The organism is Pseudomonas sp. NUPR-001, assembly GCF_052147955.1.
Classification (GTDB): Bacteria; Pseudomonadota; Gammaproteobacteria; order Pseudomonadales; family Pseudomonadaceae; genus Aquipseudomonas.
This window is the reverse complement of the sequence record NZ_CP197353.1, coordinates 3,201,558-3,217,770: the sequence shown is the minus strand read 5'-3', so window position 1 is coordinate 3,217,770 and position 16,213 is coordinate 3,201,558. Positions and strand designations below refer to the sequence as shown.

Annotated in this window: 4 protein-coding genes; 2 read left to right on the top strand and 2 right to left on the bottom strand. The window is 62.8% G+C overall.

The genetic code is table 11. The annotated features are described in order from the left end of the window. Positions 1-19 precede the first annotated feature (19 nt). Complete coding sequence (locus tag ACP6KB_RS14425) at positions 20-11,479, bottom strand: VCBS domain-containing protein (RefSeq protein ID WP_442107531.1); 11,460 nt, start codon at positions 11,477-11,479, stop codon at positions 20-22. Positions 11,480-11,809: 330 nt separating this feature from the next. Here ACP6KB_RS14425 and ACP6KB_RS14420 point away from each other — a divergent pair, with 330 nt between their 5' ends. Both ACP6KB_RS14420 and aspT read left to right on the top strand, forming a co-directional pair. Further along, the gene (locus tag ACP6KB_RS14420) at positions 11,810-13,438 is read left to right on the top strand and encodes a mechanosensitive ion channel family protein (RefSeq protein ID WP_442107529.1); all 1,629 of its coding nucleotides are present in this window, start codon (positions 11,810-11,812) and stop codon (positions 13,436-13,438) included. Then, the gene (aspT, locus tag ACP6KB_RS14415) at positions 13,435-15,117 is read left to right on the top strand and encodes an aspartate-alanine antiporter (protein WP_442107527.1); all 1,683 of its coding nucleotides are present in this window, start codon (positions 13,435-13,437) and stop codon (positions 15,115-15,117) included. The genes ACP6KB_RS14420 and aspT overlap by 4 nt, the downstream gene beginning before the upstream one ends. 101 nt (positions 15,118-15,218) lie before the next feature. Here aspT and ACP6KB_RS14410 read toward each other — a convergent pair whose 3' ends face one another. Then, positions 15,219-16,139 (bottom strand): LysR family transcriptional regulator, encoded by a 921-nt coding sequence (locus ACP6KB_RS14410; protein WP_442107525.1) that lies wholly within the window; start codon positions 16,137-16,139, stop codon positions 15,219-15,221. Positions 16,140-16,213: the final 74 nt, after the last annotated feature.

Here is a 16,213-nt window from a genome sequence, read left to right as displayed (position 1 = left end):
GTCAGTCCTTGGTCTTTGCTTACTCGCGAGTACTGTTATCCATGGCCCGCAGGCGTTCGGCAGCTTCGCGCAACTGAGCACGAAAACCGGACGCGATACGAGCCTCAGAGGGCGCAGGTAACTGGGTATCACCCTGGGTGAGGTGTGCGGCATCGGTGGCGAACACCGAAGGGTCGGGCAGCAGGCCATCAGCGCTGAGGTTGATCCGCGATTGACGGCCGAGAATCCAGGCCATGTCGTTATCACTGGCCTGGCGGCTGCCGCGTACCGCATTGGCGACGAACTGGCCCTGAATCGTGCCCAGGCGCTGGTTGAGGGTTTCGCTGAGAATCTCCGGGGTGCGCCCGTAGCTCAGGTTACTGCCATCGGCCTGCCAGCTGGAAAGCTCGAGGATCTGCTCCTGGCGCTCGACCACCGGGCCGACGAATACCACCGGATCGACATCGGGCAACGGCAGGCGCTGGAACGGATCATCACTGTCGCGGCCGAAAAATGGCCCGGCGGGTGCCGGAATGAACGGCGCGGTAATGTCCAGGGTGATGGTCAGTTGCGCCAGGTCCGTGGCACCAGCGCGGTCACTGAGGGTGTAGGTGAAGACATCCTGCAAGACCTGCCCCAGGCCTGCTGCCGCCAACACTTCAGGGTTGCTCAGGTCGATGCTGTAGGTGTAGCTGCCGTCGGCATTGATCACCAGCGTGCCATAGCGCCCGGCCAACGGCTGACCCACGCTGCCTGCGGTGCCGCTGCCCGCTTCGCTGCCGGTGCGGATGCCGGTCACGCTCAAGGCGTCGCCGCCGTCGACATCACCATCATTGGGCAGGACGTTGCCGGACGCTTGCGGCGCCGGGCTCTGGTCACTGGCCACGTTGCTGTCGTCGCGGGCTACCGGGGTATCGTTGGCGCCCTGGATCAGCACGTTCAAGCGCGCTTCGGACTCGGCCCCGGTGGTATCACGCATGCGGTAGGTGAAGACTTCGCGCAGGGTTTCGCCGGCCGTACGCAAGGCTTGCACCACTGGGTTGGCGTTATCCAGTTGGTAGCTGTAGCTGCCGTCGGCATTGAGTGTCAGGGTGCCATAGCGGCCGGTCAACACCTGGCCAGCCAGGGCCGCGCTGCCGGTTTCGCTGCGTACCGACAGCACCTGGCGGGTTTCGCCCAGGGCCGGGCTGTCGACATCCGTGTCGTTGTCCAGCACGTTGCCGCCGGGGTTGAGCCCCGGGGTGCTGTTGCCGACACCGCCAGCCTCGATGGCGATGGTGTTGTCGTCAACGGCAATCGGCGTGTCGTTGCGACCGTCGATGGTGATGCGCAGTTGCGCGGTGTCATCGGCCAGGTGAGGGTCTTGCACGGTATACGTGAAGATATCCACCAGTACCTGGCCACTGGTGCGCAGCGCCTGGACTGCCGCCAGGCTGTTGTCGACGGTGTAGGTCCAGCTGCCATCGGCGTTCATCACCAGGTTGCCGTACAGCCCGCGCAAGCTGGTGCCCAGGGTACCGCTGGTGCCAGAGCCGGTTTCGCTGCCGGTGCGGATCGCGGTGACCGTGAGGGTGTCTTTCTCCAGGTCGATATCGTTACCCAGCACATTACCGCTGGGGTTCAGGCCCGGCGTGGCGTTGTTCAAGCCGCCGGCTTCGATGGCGGTGGCGCTGTCATCGACGCCGGTAGGGGCATCGTTGCGGCCGATGACAATGATCGACAGTTGGGCAAGGTCGGTGAGGCCGCCACGGTCGGTCACCTCGTAGGTGAAGTGATCGGTCAGCGTCTGCAGCAGGTCCAGGCCCAATACAGCCGGGTTGTTGGTGTCGATGGTGTAGGTGTAGCTGCCGTCGGCGTTGATCACCAGGGTGCCGTACTGGCCTTGCAGTACGTTGCCGACGGTACCGGCCACGCCGCTGCCGAGTTCTGCGCCGGTGCGAATGCCGGTCACCGTGAGCTGGTCGCCCTGGTCAACGTCGCTGTCGTTGGGCAGCACGTTACCGCTGGGGTTGAGCACCAGGCCGTCGCCGTTGTCGGCCACGGCAATGTTGAGGTTGTCACGCGCCACGGGGGCGTCCCAGGCGCCCTGGATGGTCAGGTCCAGTTGCGCCACATCCTGGGCACCGGCGCTGTCGCGCATGCGGTAGGTGAACTGCTCTTGCAGGGTATCGCCAGGCTTGAGCGCCTGGACTGCGGCCAGCGTATTGTCGACGCGGTATTGGTAGTCGCCATTGGCGAACACCGTAAGGGTGCCGTACGTCCCGCGGATCACCTGGCTGCCACTGACCGCGGTGAACGTGCCGCCCGCCGCCTCACTGCCAGCGCGGATGCCGTTGACCGTCTTGCTGTCACCGGCATCGACGTCACGGTCGTTGATCAGCAGGTTTCCACTCGGGTCGACGCCCGCCGTGGCGTTGTTGGTGCCGCCGGCTTCCACCGCCACAGCACTGTCGTTGACCGCCAGCGGATTGTCATTGCGGCCCTGAATCGTGATGGTCAGGGTAGCGATGCTGGTGGCACCGGCCAGATCGCGAATGGTGTAGGTGAACGTCTCTCTGAGGGTATCGTTCGGCGTGCGCAGGGCTTGCACCAGCGGATCATTGTTGTCGACCAGGTAGGTGTAGCTACCATCGGCGTTGACCGTCAGGCTGCCGTACTGCCCGGCAAAGCTGCTGCCGACGCTGCCATTGGTCTGGCCTTGGGCAATACCGATGACGCTGAGGGTTTCGCCGAAACGGTCGACATCGGTGTCGTTGCCCAGCACATTGCCGCTGGGGTTGATACCCGGGCTGGCGTTGTTCAAGCCACCGGCCTCTACGGCCAGGGCGTTGTCGTTGCTGGCCACCGGGGCATCGTTGCTGCCCTGGATGGTGATGCTCAGCAGGGCTGTGTCGGTAGCACCCGCGGTATCGACCACGGTGTAGTTGAAGGTTTCCACCAGCGTGTTGCCCGGGCGCAAGGCCTGAACGGCGGCCAGGCTGTTGTCCAGGCGATAGCTGTAGCTGCCATCGGCGTTGAGGGTCAGCCAGCCGTAAGTGCCGCGCAGTTCGCTGCCCAGGGTACCGGCAGTGCCAGCCCCCTCGGTGGCGCCAGTGCGCACCGATGCCACGGCCTTGGTTTCGCCATAGTCGATCGGGTCGCCAACACCGCCATCGACATCGTTGTCGTTGTTGAGCACATTGCCGGTCGGGTCAACGCCGCCGCTGCTGTTGTTCACGCCACCGGCCTCTACGGCGGTGGCGGTGTCGTTACTGGCGACCGGGTTGTCGTTCTGGCCACGGATGACGATGATGATTTGCGCATCGTCGAACTCGCCATCACTGTCGGTCACCCGGTAGGTGAAGACTTCAACCAGCAAGTCGTCCTCGCCGCGCAGGGCCTGGACCTCGGGGTTATTGTTATTGATCTCGTAGCGGTAGGTGCCATCGGCGTTGATGGTCAAGGCACCGTACTGGCCGTTGAGCGCGCTACCGACGGTGCCGGCAGTGCCGGTGCCGCCCTCCGGACCGGTGCGCACGCCGGTGACGCTGACCGGGTCGCTGTCGGGGTCGACAAAGGTCACCTGCCGTACCGGCGCTGGCGGCACGCCAGGGTCGAGCCCCGGCGAGGTGTTATTCACGCCGCCTTTTTCGGTGGCCAGGGCCACGGTGTCCTGAGCGTGGGGCGGGTTGTTGGCGCCGCGCACCACAATCACCAATTGCGCAGTGTCGGTCAGCCCGGCCGAATCGACGATCTGGTAGGTGAAGATCACGTTCAGGGTGGCGCCACGCGCCAGGGCCACAATCGCCGGGTTGTCGCTGTTGACGTCGAAACTGAACGAGCCGTCCGGGTTGATGGTCAGGGTGCCGTAGTTCACCGGGCTGCCGACCGGGGTGCCGTTGCTGAACTGGGCAAAGGTCGCATCCAGGGTCACGGCGCCGCCAGCGACGCTGGTCAGCGTGCCACCGGCCAGTTCAGGGCCGTTGCGTATGCCGTTGACCTTCAGCACGCTGCTGGGCCGGTCGGCGCGGTCTACGTCGAGGTCGACGCCGTTGCCACCGGGTTGGGTGATGCTGCCTGGGCGGCTGGGGAAGAGGATGACGTTACCGACCGGGTTGCTTTCAGGGTCGGCGTTGCTGGCCCCGGCCTGCGCCGTGGCCTGGTCGTCGCTGGCGACCGGGTTGTCGTAGTTGCCGACAATATTGATGCGCAGTTCGGCGAGGTCGTTAAGGCCCTGTACGTCGGACACCTGATAACTGAAGAAGTCCACCAGCCGATCATTGGGGCCGAGTCGCTGCACCGCGGTGTTGGTATTGTCGATGACGTAGCTGTAAGTGCCATCCGAGGCAATGGTCAGCGTGCCATAGGTACCGGCAATGCTCACGCTGCCGCCAGGCGGAACAACGGTCAGGGCACCGGGTACCGTTTCGCGCAGGGGGCGTATACCGGTAACGGAATTGCTTTCGCCATAGTCGATCGGGTCGCCTGGGCCGCCGTCGACGTCGTTGTCGTTGCTCAGCACATTGCCCGTGGCATCCGCCCCGGGTACCGGGAATCCAGTGGGTGGCGTGTCGTTGGGATTACCGCTGTCGGTGTTGTTGACACCGCCTTTTTCGATCGCGGTGCCGACGTCGTTTTCAGCATCCGGGGCATCGTTGGCGCCCTGGATCACGACGGTCAAGGTGGAAGTGGCCTGCAGCGGCGCGCCGCCAATGCCGATGTCGGAGAGGACGTACGTGAACACCTCGGTCAACTGGTCGGAGGCCAGGCGCAGCGCCTGCACTGCGGCGTTGCTGTTATCGACGATGTACTGGTAGGCGCCATTGGCCTGGATCACCAGTTTGCCGTAGCGGCCCAGCACTTCGACGGCGGCCACGGGGACCGGTACCACCACGCCGAGCGGCGAGGTGACCGAGACGACGAACAGCTGATCGGCGTTGGTTGCAATGTCGACGTCGGTATCGTTATCCAACAGGTTTCCGCGCGGATCGACGCCGGGCAGACGGTTGTCGGTGCCGCCGGCCTCAACCGCAGTGGCGCTGTCTGGCACGCCCACGGGGGCATCGTTCACCGGCAGCAGGTTGATCACCAGGAAATCCTGGTCCTGGCGTGCATCGGTTGGTTGCCCCGGCACGCCGTTGTTGTCGAAGTCACCATAGTTGCCCAGGTCATTGGTGGTGACCTGCAGGAAGTCATTGCCGTTGAAGTTCAGGTTGCCCAGGTAACTCAGGCCGTTCAGTGCCGCGTTGATGTCGGCGATGCGCCCCAGCAGCACCAGGGTGGCGGTACCGGCACCGGTGACGGTGACCCCGGTAGTGGCGCCGGTGAGCGACAAGGTGCCGTGGGTCACGGTCAGGGTGACCTGGATATTGCGGCCGTTGACGTCCGGGTTGCGCTCGGCATCGACGTCACTGACGCTGATGCCGGGGATGGCCAGCGGTGTGTCTTCGCTGCCGCTCTGGAAGCCGGGGAGGGTGTTGACGGGCGCATCGTTGACTTCGACATAGCCGGAGTTGGCCTGCGCGCTGCTGCCTTCACCGAGGTTGACATTGACCTGGCCTAGCGTTGCCTGATCGGTATCGATGCGCATGCGCAGCTCACCGAACTGGGCAATGCTGTTGACCGTGGTGGGGGCATCGAGGCGGTACAGGCCCGAAGGCAGCACGCCAAAGGTAAAGCGGCCATTGCTGTCGGTGGTGGTGGTGAACGATTTGTCGTCGCCGTTACCCAGTACACCATCGGCACCGGCCCAGACCAAGGTGATGGTCTGGTTCGGGATGGCCAGCTCGTAGCCCGGTGTGCCAGGCACCGGATCGGCGTCAGGCGTGGTGTCGTTGGGCGCAGTGGCGGCAGTACCGGTGTCATTCCACAGCGTGCCGCTGATAATCCCCAGGCCTGCGCCTTCGCGCAGCACATAGTTGTTCAGGACACTGGCGTCTGGCCCCGGGCCGTCGGCGCCGGTGCGTTCGCCGCTGATGCTGCCGTCGACGCCGACGGTGCTGCCGCCCCAACTGGTGAAGGTCTCGGGCAGGCTGCTCCAGCTCAGGTTGGCGTCGCTGTTGGCAATGGTGGTGCCGTTGGGCACGTCGACCGAGTACACCACCCGCACTTGTGTGCCGCTATCGACCCTGGCGATGTCCACGCTGAGGCCGCCACTGGTGCTGAAGGTGACCCCCGCTGGCAGGTTGCCCGGACCATACGTGGTGCCGCCGATGGTGACGCTGATCAGGGTGTAGTTAGTGCCGGTGGGGAAGCCGTCGGTCAGGTGCACGTCGTAGGCCGGCAATTCTCCGCTGGCGGTAAAACTTATGCTGACCGTGGCGTTGCCCTGGGTGCCGCCGGGGTTGGGGATGAAGTCGGTGACCTGTTTGTTCATACCGCTGAAGCTGGCTTCAACGATGCGTTCGGTCAGCAGCAGGCTGGTTGCGCGCAGGTTACCGTTGACGCGGTCCTGGACCACGGCGCCGAGAATGTCACCGGCCTGGTTTTCTACGCGGTTGTCGACCCGGGCGCTGAACTCCACGACGATGCCTTCAAGGTCGTCGTCGTTGCCGTCGTCGCCACCGCCGTGGGCGCCGTTGGTGATGTTGCCCAGGTTGAGGGTGACGATCTGGTTACCGTTGGCATCGGTGCTGAGCGCTACATAGATCGAGTTGAGCACCCCGGTAGGGCCAGCGCCGGAAAGATCCGGGCTGATGAACTGTGCCTGCGGGCTGTTCTCGTTGCCGATGATCTGCAGCGTGCCGCCGGTGATCAGGTCGGTCAGGCTGGTGGTCAGGCCACCATCGGAGATAAAGCCGATGCGCATGCTGCTCAGGTCGGCCAGGGTCAGGCCCTGGTCCAGGGTGATGACCAGCTGGTAGTTGGGGTTATTGCCTTCAGGCACCAGCACAGTGGCGCGGTAGCGGATGATTTCACCCACCGCGACGTTCTCTTGCAGGGCGTTGGTCGGGTTGGGTGCGGCGGTGTCCGACAGTCCGCCGACCCGGGAAAACTTGATACCTTGCGCCACCGGGATGATCAGCACGCTGTCACGCCGATAGTCGTTGAGTGTGCCGCCGTTGAGTGGACCATCCTGGCCGGTACGTTCACCGGCCACGTTGCCATCGAGGCTGGTCCAGCGGACTTGGGCAAGGTTGTCGAATTGCGCGACCGAAGCACCGGTGGCGTTGACCACGCCGGTCACCCGTATCACCAGCGTGCCACCTTTGGCGATATCGACATTGCCAGTGTTGACCAGGGTACGACCACTGGGGTCGAGGCTGAAGCTGGCGGTGATGTTGGTGCTGACGCCGTTGACCGTGTAGATCACGCTGACCAGGGTCAACTGGTCCAGTTCGCTGGGCAGGGTGCTGTTGAAGGCGATGTCGAAGGCATCGTAGTCACTGCCTGCCGCGCCGTTGCTGACGCTGATGGTGAATTCGACCGGGTCACCCTGGTCGAAGCCCAGGCCCGGCGGGGTGACCAGTTGCTGGGTCAGTTGCAGGGTCGGTTCCTGAATGGTCACGCTGGGCTTGGCACCGGTTACCTGCACGTCCCGATTGACTGCGGTGCTGCCGTTGGGGGTGTCGCCGTCGGGGTCGCTGTAGGTCAGGGTTGCATCATTGAGGTGTACGGCGCTGGTCTGGTTGCCAGCAACGTTGCTGGCAACCAGGCGCAGGCGAATCACGAAGCTGTTGTTGCCGGTGTTGTTGTCGCCGGTGGTATTGGCGACGCTGAAGACAAACCGCGCATCCACGCCATCGCCGCCGAGGGTGCCGGACGGCGCGCTGAGGCTGCCAACGGTGACGGTGCCGCCGAAATTCTGTGCCAGTACACCACCGGCGGTGGTGATCACCAGGTAGCCCTGACCGTTGAAACTGGTGTCCAGGCGCATGCCGGGCGGGATCAGGTCATCGATGCGCAGGTTCTGCGTGGTGCCTTCGGGCAGGGTGACGACGATGTCATAGAGCATGCTTTCGCCCACCACCAGATTGGCACCGGTGGTGTGGCTGGCGCTGGAGTCAGTGTTGTCGAGGCTGCCACCGGCGTAGGTCTTGGTGATGGAGGGTGCGGCAACCTGTTGGCTGGCCAGGTCGCTCAACGGTGTGGCACCGAGGAAGTTCTGCCCGCCCTCGACGCTGGCGTAGCGGGTCAGTTCGGCGTTGGTCTGCAGGGTGGCACTGGCGGCAATGTTGGCGGCGACGTTGACGTCATAGGTGATGACGACAACGTTTGCCCCACTGTTGTCGGCAGCGGTGCCAGGGCGGCCGGCGAGCAGGGCGCCTGTACCTGCGCCGTCGATGAAGGTAATGGTGTTGGTGGCGTTGTCCACGGTGTAATGGGTGCCAGCGATCAGCCGTGTGCCATCACCGCGATAGATCAGCAGGTTGGCCGCCGACAGACTGCCGCCGACAAACGACAGCCCCGGCGCAAGGGTAATGCGGGTGCTGACGTCAAAGGCATTGCCGCCACCGTGGTTCTCGATGGCCGTTGCCAGGCGCAGGCGGTCATTGCCATCGATACCGCTGACGTTACCGTTGACCGCAGCGATGTCGGTAATGCTGCCGTTGAACGGCACACCCGTGCCGCCCGGCGGGTTCCAGCTGCCGGTGGTGCCGGTCACCGTGCCGTGGCTGGTGGACACCACGCCATGGCTGATGGTCAAGGCCGGTTCGGCGACCGAGGCGATCAGGGTCACATCGTCGGTGGTCACCAGGACGCTCTTGTCCAGGGTGCGGGTCTGGCTGGATTCGCCCAATACGTTGAACGCACGCTGGTCGGCGAATGGCTGATCACTGACGGTCAGGGTGAAATCAATGGCGATGCGACTGCCATTGACACCGGTATTGACGTAGTCGGCGAAGGTGAACACCAGCGAGTTGCCGGGGCCCAGGGTTACCGAGGTCGGGCTGTTGGGGTTGGTGTTGCCGGTGGCCAGGCGCCAGATGCTGTTGAGGTCCAGACCGCTGAGGTTGAACAATGGCAGCGGCAGGTAAGCGGTGAGCTTGAAGTTCTCGTAGTCACCGGTGACCAGGTCGTAGCTGAGGCGGAAGGTCACGCGGTCACCGGGGCGCAGCTCGGTGCCGGGGGCAGGGGCGCCGCCACCGTTGAGGTCGGCCAGGTCGATCTCGACCTTGCTGGTGGGAATGCGGACGAGGGTGTTGGAACTGTCGCTCTGGTCGTCACCGCTGAGGTTGAGCGGGTCGAGCAGTACGGTGGCGGTGACCGTGGCATTGTTGCCCAATGGGTCGCCTTCGTTGATCTCGCTGTGTGGCGCGCCAGCAGGCGGGGTATAGCTCTGGCCAACCCGGGCCTGGTAGCTGATGACCGCCAGGGTGGCGCCTTGCAGCACGTCATCGAAGGCCAGGTCGCCATTGAGCCAGCTGCGCCCCGCAAAAGCGTTGCGCATTGACTGGCCAACGTCGAACACCAGTGACGTGCTGCCGTCGGCGTTGACCACGACGGTGCTGACCAAGGTAATGGTCTGGCTGATGCCGTTTACCGTTACGTTCAAGGTCGCGGTCCCGGGTACCAGGGACTGGCCGTCAGTCAGGCCATCGGCGATGACGAAGCTGCCATTGCCGAGGAAGGTCTTGCCGAAGGCGAAGTAATCCGACAGTGCAATGTTGAGTTGGTAGGTGAGGGTATCGCCGGGGCTGATGCCAGCGCTGCCACCGTCAACGGTAACGGTGACTTGTTTTTGCAGGGTGATCGACTTGGCCACGAAGCTGACGTCGTCGCCCTGGCCATTGAAGTTGATCTGGCCGTTCGCTGCGTCGCGCGGGTCCAGTGGCTTCCAGCTGCCGGAGGCGGTGGGGCCGTCGAAGGTGATGGTGACGTCGTCACCGGTGACTGGATTGAGTACCGGTACCCCGTCGGCATCGTCATCGGGGACAAAGAACTGCACGTCGGTACTGGTCGGCGCGCTGAGCGTCGGGTAGGTGACGGTGAACGAGCTGATGTACAGGTCGTTGCTCAGGTCGTTGTCGTTGTTACGCGCCAGCAGCGATTGGATCACCACCGGGTCAGTAATAGTGCGCCCGTCGTACAGGGTAACCGAGGTCAGTGTGCCACCACCGCCGGGGGTGATGCGGGTGACAATGACGTTGTCGGGCACCGGCTGGGTGATCACCACGTTGGTCAGGGTTTGCGAATTGGCCGGGGTCACGGTGACGGTCAGGTCACGCTTGAAGTTGGGACCGGTGGCCGTTTCGCCTTCCGGCGTGGTGACCACTTGGTCGACGGTAATGACCGTCGGATGCACTACATAGCTGTCGGCGTTGGCCGATGGCTCCAGGATGCTCGGGTCGGTGGCTGGGTTGTTCAGCGAGTCGTTGCCGTACTGGAAGCCACTGCGGGCACGGATGGTCAGGTCGGGCGTCGAGCCAGAGAACGAGAAATCGGTATCTGCCAGGTTGCTCAGGGTTGCCGTGACCTGGATAGGGATCGGCGGTTGGCCCTGGCTGACGCTGGCGAACGGCAGCTCGATTACCACCATCTGATCGCCTGCGCGCATACCGAAATCGGCGGCATTGATCACCAACGGTTTGCCATCGACGCCCACGGCCAACGGATGATTGGCCCGACCGCTGGCATCGAAGGTCACCGCATGGGCCGTGAGTGCTTGCCCCAGGTAGGTGGCGGACACAAAGGTGATGCCATCGTCGATCTCGGTACCGGCGCCGTCTTTGCCCGTGGCCGGGAAGAACAGGTCGACAAAGGGGGCATAGCCAGTGTCACTGGTACTGTTGGTGAAGGTGACGGTGAAATTGAAGGTGTTGCCCAGCAGCACATCGGCACCGCCCGACAGGTCGGTGCTGGGGCCAGCCGCCAGCAGGCGGTCGTAGCCGGCCATGGCCGCTGCGGTCAAGGCAATGGGTTTGTCGATAGCGCCGCGGGTGACTTCCAGGGCCCAGTCGCCGCCGGCTTTGGCACTGCCAGTATTGTCACTGGAGGCACCGACGTCGGCACCGGTCCAGCGCGACAGCTGATCGACCAGGGTGCGACCCTCGCTGCCTTCACCGACTTTGCAGCCATACAGCTGAATGTCGGCGCCTTCACTCAGCGACTGGCCCCACTGGCTCAGGGTTTGCGAAAACTTGCCGACGTTGTCTGCCGTGAGCGTGGTTTTGCCGAGGGTGAACTCGCCGGCGGCGCCGTGCGACAGGATCTGGATCGAGTCGACCTGGCCGAGCTTGGCCAGTGCCGTGGAGATCGCGGCCAGGCCATCCTGCTTGGCATCCACCACCAACACCTCGACGTTGTCGGGCAGGTTGGCGGTGAGCTGTTGGCGGCCCTCGATGCGGCTGTCGAGCACCAGCAGGTGACGCGCGGCCGAAGGCTGCTGGCCCGGTTCGCTGCGCGCATCGGACGGGGTGGCGTGGGCAGCGCCAGTATCGGCCTTGTCACCGCTGTCCTGATGCTGCTGGTCTGCTGCGGCTGCAGCAGCACCGTCAAACAGGATGCGCGGCTCCAAAGCCAGCGCCTGGCGTTGGGGTTTGAATGCAATGGGTACGGCGGAGCGGGTCTGGGTCGTCATGTCCACATCATCACTTTGAGCCCTGGGTAAGGGCGAACCGTCTTCGTATTGGTCATGCCAATGCCCGCCCCAGATACCTATCCTTGAGGGGTTCGTAGCATTGGATGATAGATCCAGCCTAGTCTGTTTTTTTTGCTCTGTAGGAAAATTCTGATGGAGCGCATTTTTATAGCGGCTGGCAACTACAGGTACAAGTGAGCAACCGCGACTATCCTCAGCTTGCCTGCTTCAGATCAACTGATGCAGGGAGGTGCGATGCAGTCAACGGCCACGAAGGTGCAGCAGGCGACGGTTGTGCCCTGACAAGGACATCTGGCTGGAGCAAGTGCCATGGGGGAGTGGGTAAAACGTTGGTATGTGCACGTTGCTTTTCTGTTGTGGATGGGTTTTTTTTCCACCGTTCAAGCAGCACCAGAAGCACCGACGGAAGCGGGCGCATCTGCCGAACTGAAAATTGCCAATCGGCTGATTTTTACCTTCAAGGCCAGCCTGCTCGGCGAGTCACCCGAGGCACGTGCCCAGCGCGCCCAGACGGTGATCAATGAAGTGCTCAGCGGCACCGAAGAGCCGCAGGTGCGCCTGGATACCATCCAGGATAGCTATATGGTGCTACTGGGTGAGCGCCGCGCCTTTATCGTCACCCCCAAGGACGCCGACCCGGAAACCTCGGTAGCCGACGCGGCGGCACAGGCGGGCAAGCGGCTTGAACAAGTGGTGAAGGAGTCGCAGCAGGCCCGCAGTGTGCGCTTTCTGCTGACCGCTGTTGGCCTGAGTGTGGTGGCCACCTTACTGTTTATTGCGTTGCTGCGCCTGGCCGGGTTTGTCCGCAGCAAACTGCTGGCCCAGTTGCCCAAACGCATACGTCGTCATCACGGCGTATTGAAAGTGGGAGACACCTCGCTGCTCGATACCAGCAACCTGTTTCCGCTGGTGCGGCGCTTGCTGGATTTGCTCTACTGGATCGTCGCGCTGTTGCTGACGTACGAATGGCTGACCTTCGTGCTGCAACGCTTTCCCTATACCCGGCCGTGGGGGGAAAGCCTTGACCACTACTTGCTCAACTTGCTGCGCTACGTGCTCGATGCCATCGTCAGCGCCATACCGGGGCTGATCATTGCCCTGATGATCTTCTTCATTGCCCGTGGCATCAGTGCCTTTACCAAGCGGGTGCTGGAGCGCTTGTCCAAGCCTGGCACCATCAGCTGGCTCAACAGCGAAACCCTGCAGCCGACCACGCGCCTGACTGCGCTGGCGATCTGGCTGTTTGCCCTGGCCATGGCCTATCCCTACCTGCCGGGCGCCGGTACCGAAGCGTTCAAAGGCCTTTCGGTGTTGATCGGTTTGATGATTTCCCTCGGTGCATCGAGCGTGGTCGGGCAAGCCGCGGCCGGCTTGATCCTGACCTACACCCGCACCTTGCGCCCCGGCGAGTTTGTCCGTATTGGCGAACACGAGGGCACCGTGACTGAACTCGGCATGTTCACCACCAGCATCCGCACCGGTTTGGGCGAAGTACTGACCATTCCCAACTCGATGATTACCGGGGCGGTGACGAAAAACTACTCGCGGGTGGTGCAGGGCGCAGGCTATGTGGTTGATACCGTCGTAACCATTGGCTACGACACACCGTGGCGTCAGGTTGAAGCCATGCTGTTGGAAGCGGCGCAGCGCACGCCAGGGATTCTGCGCTCACCGACACCCCAAGTGTTCCAGACGGCGCTGTCAGACTTTTATCCGGAGTACCGCCTGGTTGCCCAGGCCGTGCCCAGCGAACCGCGGCCGCGTGCCGAGTTGCTGACCATGCTGCATGCCAATATTCAGGATGTCTTCAATGAATACGACGTGCAGATCATGTCGCCGCACTACCTGGGTGACCCCGAACAAGAGAAGCGCGTGCCCAAAGACCGCTGGTACATGGCCCCCGCGCAAGCCCCCGACGAAACAGGACGCGAGCCATGATCGACTTTGTGCTCCACGCATTGCGTTCCAATCCCGAAATTGCGGTGTTTTTGGCGATTGCTTCGGGAGTGCTGATCGGTCGAATTCAGCTGGGCAACTTCCACCTGGGCTCAGTGGCCGGGGCGCTGTTGATGGGCCTGATCATCGGCCAGATCGGCCTTGAGGTGCCGCATGAACTGAAATCGGTGTTTTTTGTGCTGTTTATCTACGCCGTGGGCTTCAAGAGCGGCCCCGAGTTCTTCAGTTGCTTGAACAGCAGCAGCCTGAAACTGGTGCTGTTTTCCGTGGTGCTGTGTGCCACGGCGCTGGCCACCATCTTGCTGATGAATGCGATTTATCACTTCGATGCCGGGTTCACCGCAGGCCTGGGCGCTGGCGCCCTGACCGACACGGCGATCATGGGCACCGCCAGCAGCGCCATTGCCCAGCTGAGCCTGGACGAGGCGGCGAAAAATCAGCTGTACAGCCACATGGCAGTGGCCTATGCCATTACCTATGTGTTCGGCACCATTGGTCTGGTGGTGTTTGTCGGCACCATTGCCCCGAAACTGTTGGGCGTGGATTTGCGCAGCGCTGCCCGCGAACTGGAGCTGGAGTTGGGCATTGCCAGCAACGAGCAGATCATCAGCATTCCCTACACCCGTATCGTGGTTCGCGCGCACCGGGTAGGGGAGCGTGCCGATGGCCAGTCGATCGCTGCGTTCGAGCAACAGCATGCCAACATCAGCATCGAGCGCGTGGTGCGTGCAGGCCAGGTCCATGAACGCAACAGCGAACTGTTCCTGCAAAAAGACGACATCGTCGGGGTGTATGCCCTGCGTGAAGATGTCGCCTCACTGGTGCAATGGCTGGGCCCGGAAATCGATCACCCTGAGGCGATGTCGTTTCCCACCCGTTCGGTTGAAGTGGTGCTGACCCGCGATGCATTGGCCGGCAAGACCTTGCACGACATCAAGGCCGCCCTGGTCGGCTCCGAGCGGATGGGCTGTTTTATCAACACCATCACCCGCCAGGGGCTGGAGTTGCCGCAGTTACCCAACACCATTTTACGCAAAGGTGATGTCATCTCCCTGACCGGGCGTACGGCCAGCATTGAAGCCCTGGCGGAGCAACTGGGGCGTATACGCGAGCGCAATCACAAAAGTGATATCGCCGTTCACAGCCTGGGCATGGTCGTGGGTGCGCTGCTGGGCATGCTGTCCACGCATATCGGCATGATTCCGGTTGAACTGGGGGTGGGCGGTGGTGTGTTGCTGGTTGCGTTACTGATTGGTTGGTACAACTCCCGGCATCCGGAATTTGGTGCCTTGCCATCGGCGGCGCAGTGGGCATTCTCGGAGTTCGGGCTGACCGCCTTCGGTGCGGTGGTGGGGCTGCTGGCAGGGCCTGCGGCGATTGCCGCGATGCAAAGCCAGGGGGTCGCGTTGCTGATTTCAGGCGTGGTAGTGACCTTGGTGCCACCGCTGGTATCGCTGTATTTCGGGCGTTATGTGCTGCGCCTGCACCCGATGGTGCTGTTCGGTGCCCTGGCCGGGGCGCAGACCGAAGCGGCGTCGATGAACAAAATCATCGAACAATCCGGGAGCAACACGCCGGTGATTGGTTTTACCGTGTGCTACGCGATTTCCAACGTACTGCTGGCGGTTTGCGGGCCGATCATTGTTTACATAGCCAGTTGAAGGCTGAGGTAGGAGATACCGTCTTGCACCACCTGTGGGAGCGGGCTTGCCCCGCGATGGCGGTGTGTCAGACAGATTGCAATCGCGGGGCAAGCCCGCTCCTACAGGCGTTCAAGGGTGGCCGCCACGGCCTGCACGTGTTGGCGTAGCCAGCGGCGCAAGGGGTCGGCAGCGGTGCGCGCATGCCAGATCTGCATCACTTCAACCCGTGGCAACGACAAGGGTAAGGCCAGCATGCGCAAGTCGGGATCGCGCTCAACGGCCTCCTGGGCCAGTGAACGCAAGCAGGTGAGCAGCATGTCGGTACCTCGAATCAACCGCGTAGGCGCTACGAAACTGGCGAGCCCGGCCGCTACCCGGCGCTTGAGGCCCTTGGCCTGCAACGCCTGGTCCACTAAGCCATCGAGATCACCAGTGAGGGTGGTAAGCAGGTGCTCGCAAGCGAGAAAGGCGTCCAGGTCCAAGCCATTAGCCAGTCGTGCATTGCTGCGTGAGGCAAGCACCACGAAGTCTTCACTGAGCAACCGTTGCTGATGAAAGGTGTCGGGCAGGTCGGTATAAAAACCGGCAATCGCCAGGTCGCAGGTGCCTTTTTCCAATTCATTGCGTGGCAACTGACCACGGGTGTTATGGGTGATCAGTAGCAGGTTTGGCGCCTGGCTACGCAGTATCGGTAACAAGTGCGGCAGTAGCGTTTGCTCGATGTAGTCGGTGCTGTAGAGGTGGATACGCTCGGCCCGTTGCAGAAAATCACGGCCATCACTGAGGTCGTAGAACGCCTCCAACTCACTCACCAGACGCTGCACATGGGGCGCCAGTTCGTGGGCCCGCGGAGTGGGTGAGAGGCCGCGAGGCGCGCGGACAAACAGCGGGTCGGCAAACTGCTGGCGCAGCTTGTTCAATTTATGGCTCAGGGCCGGCTGGCTCAGGGCGATACGCGCTGCGGCCACCGACGCGTTGCGTTCCTGGTAGAGCACGTGAAACACCAGGAGCAGGTTGAGGTCCTTGTTGGTGATATTCATTTTTTGAATGCCAGAAATAAAAGCTTTCGAATTAACGAATATTAGTGCCTTGAGTAGGATGCTGGCTACTCACC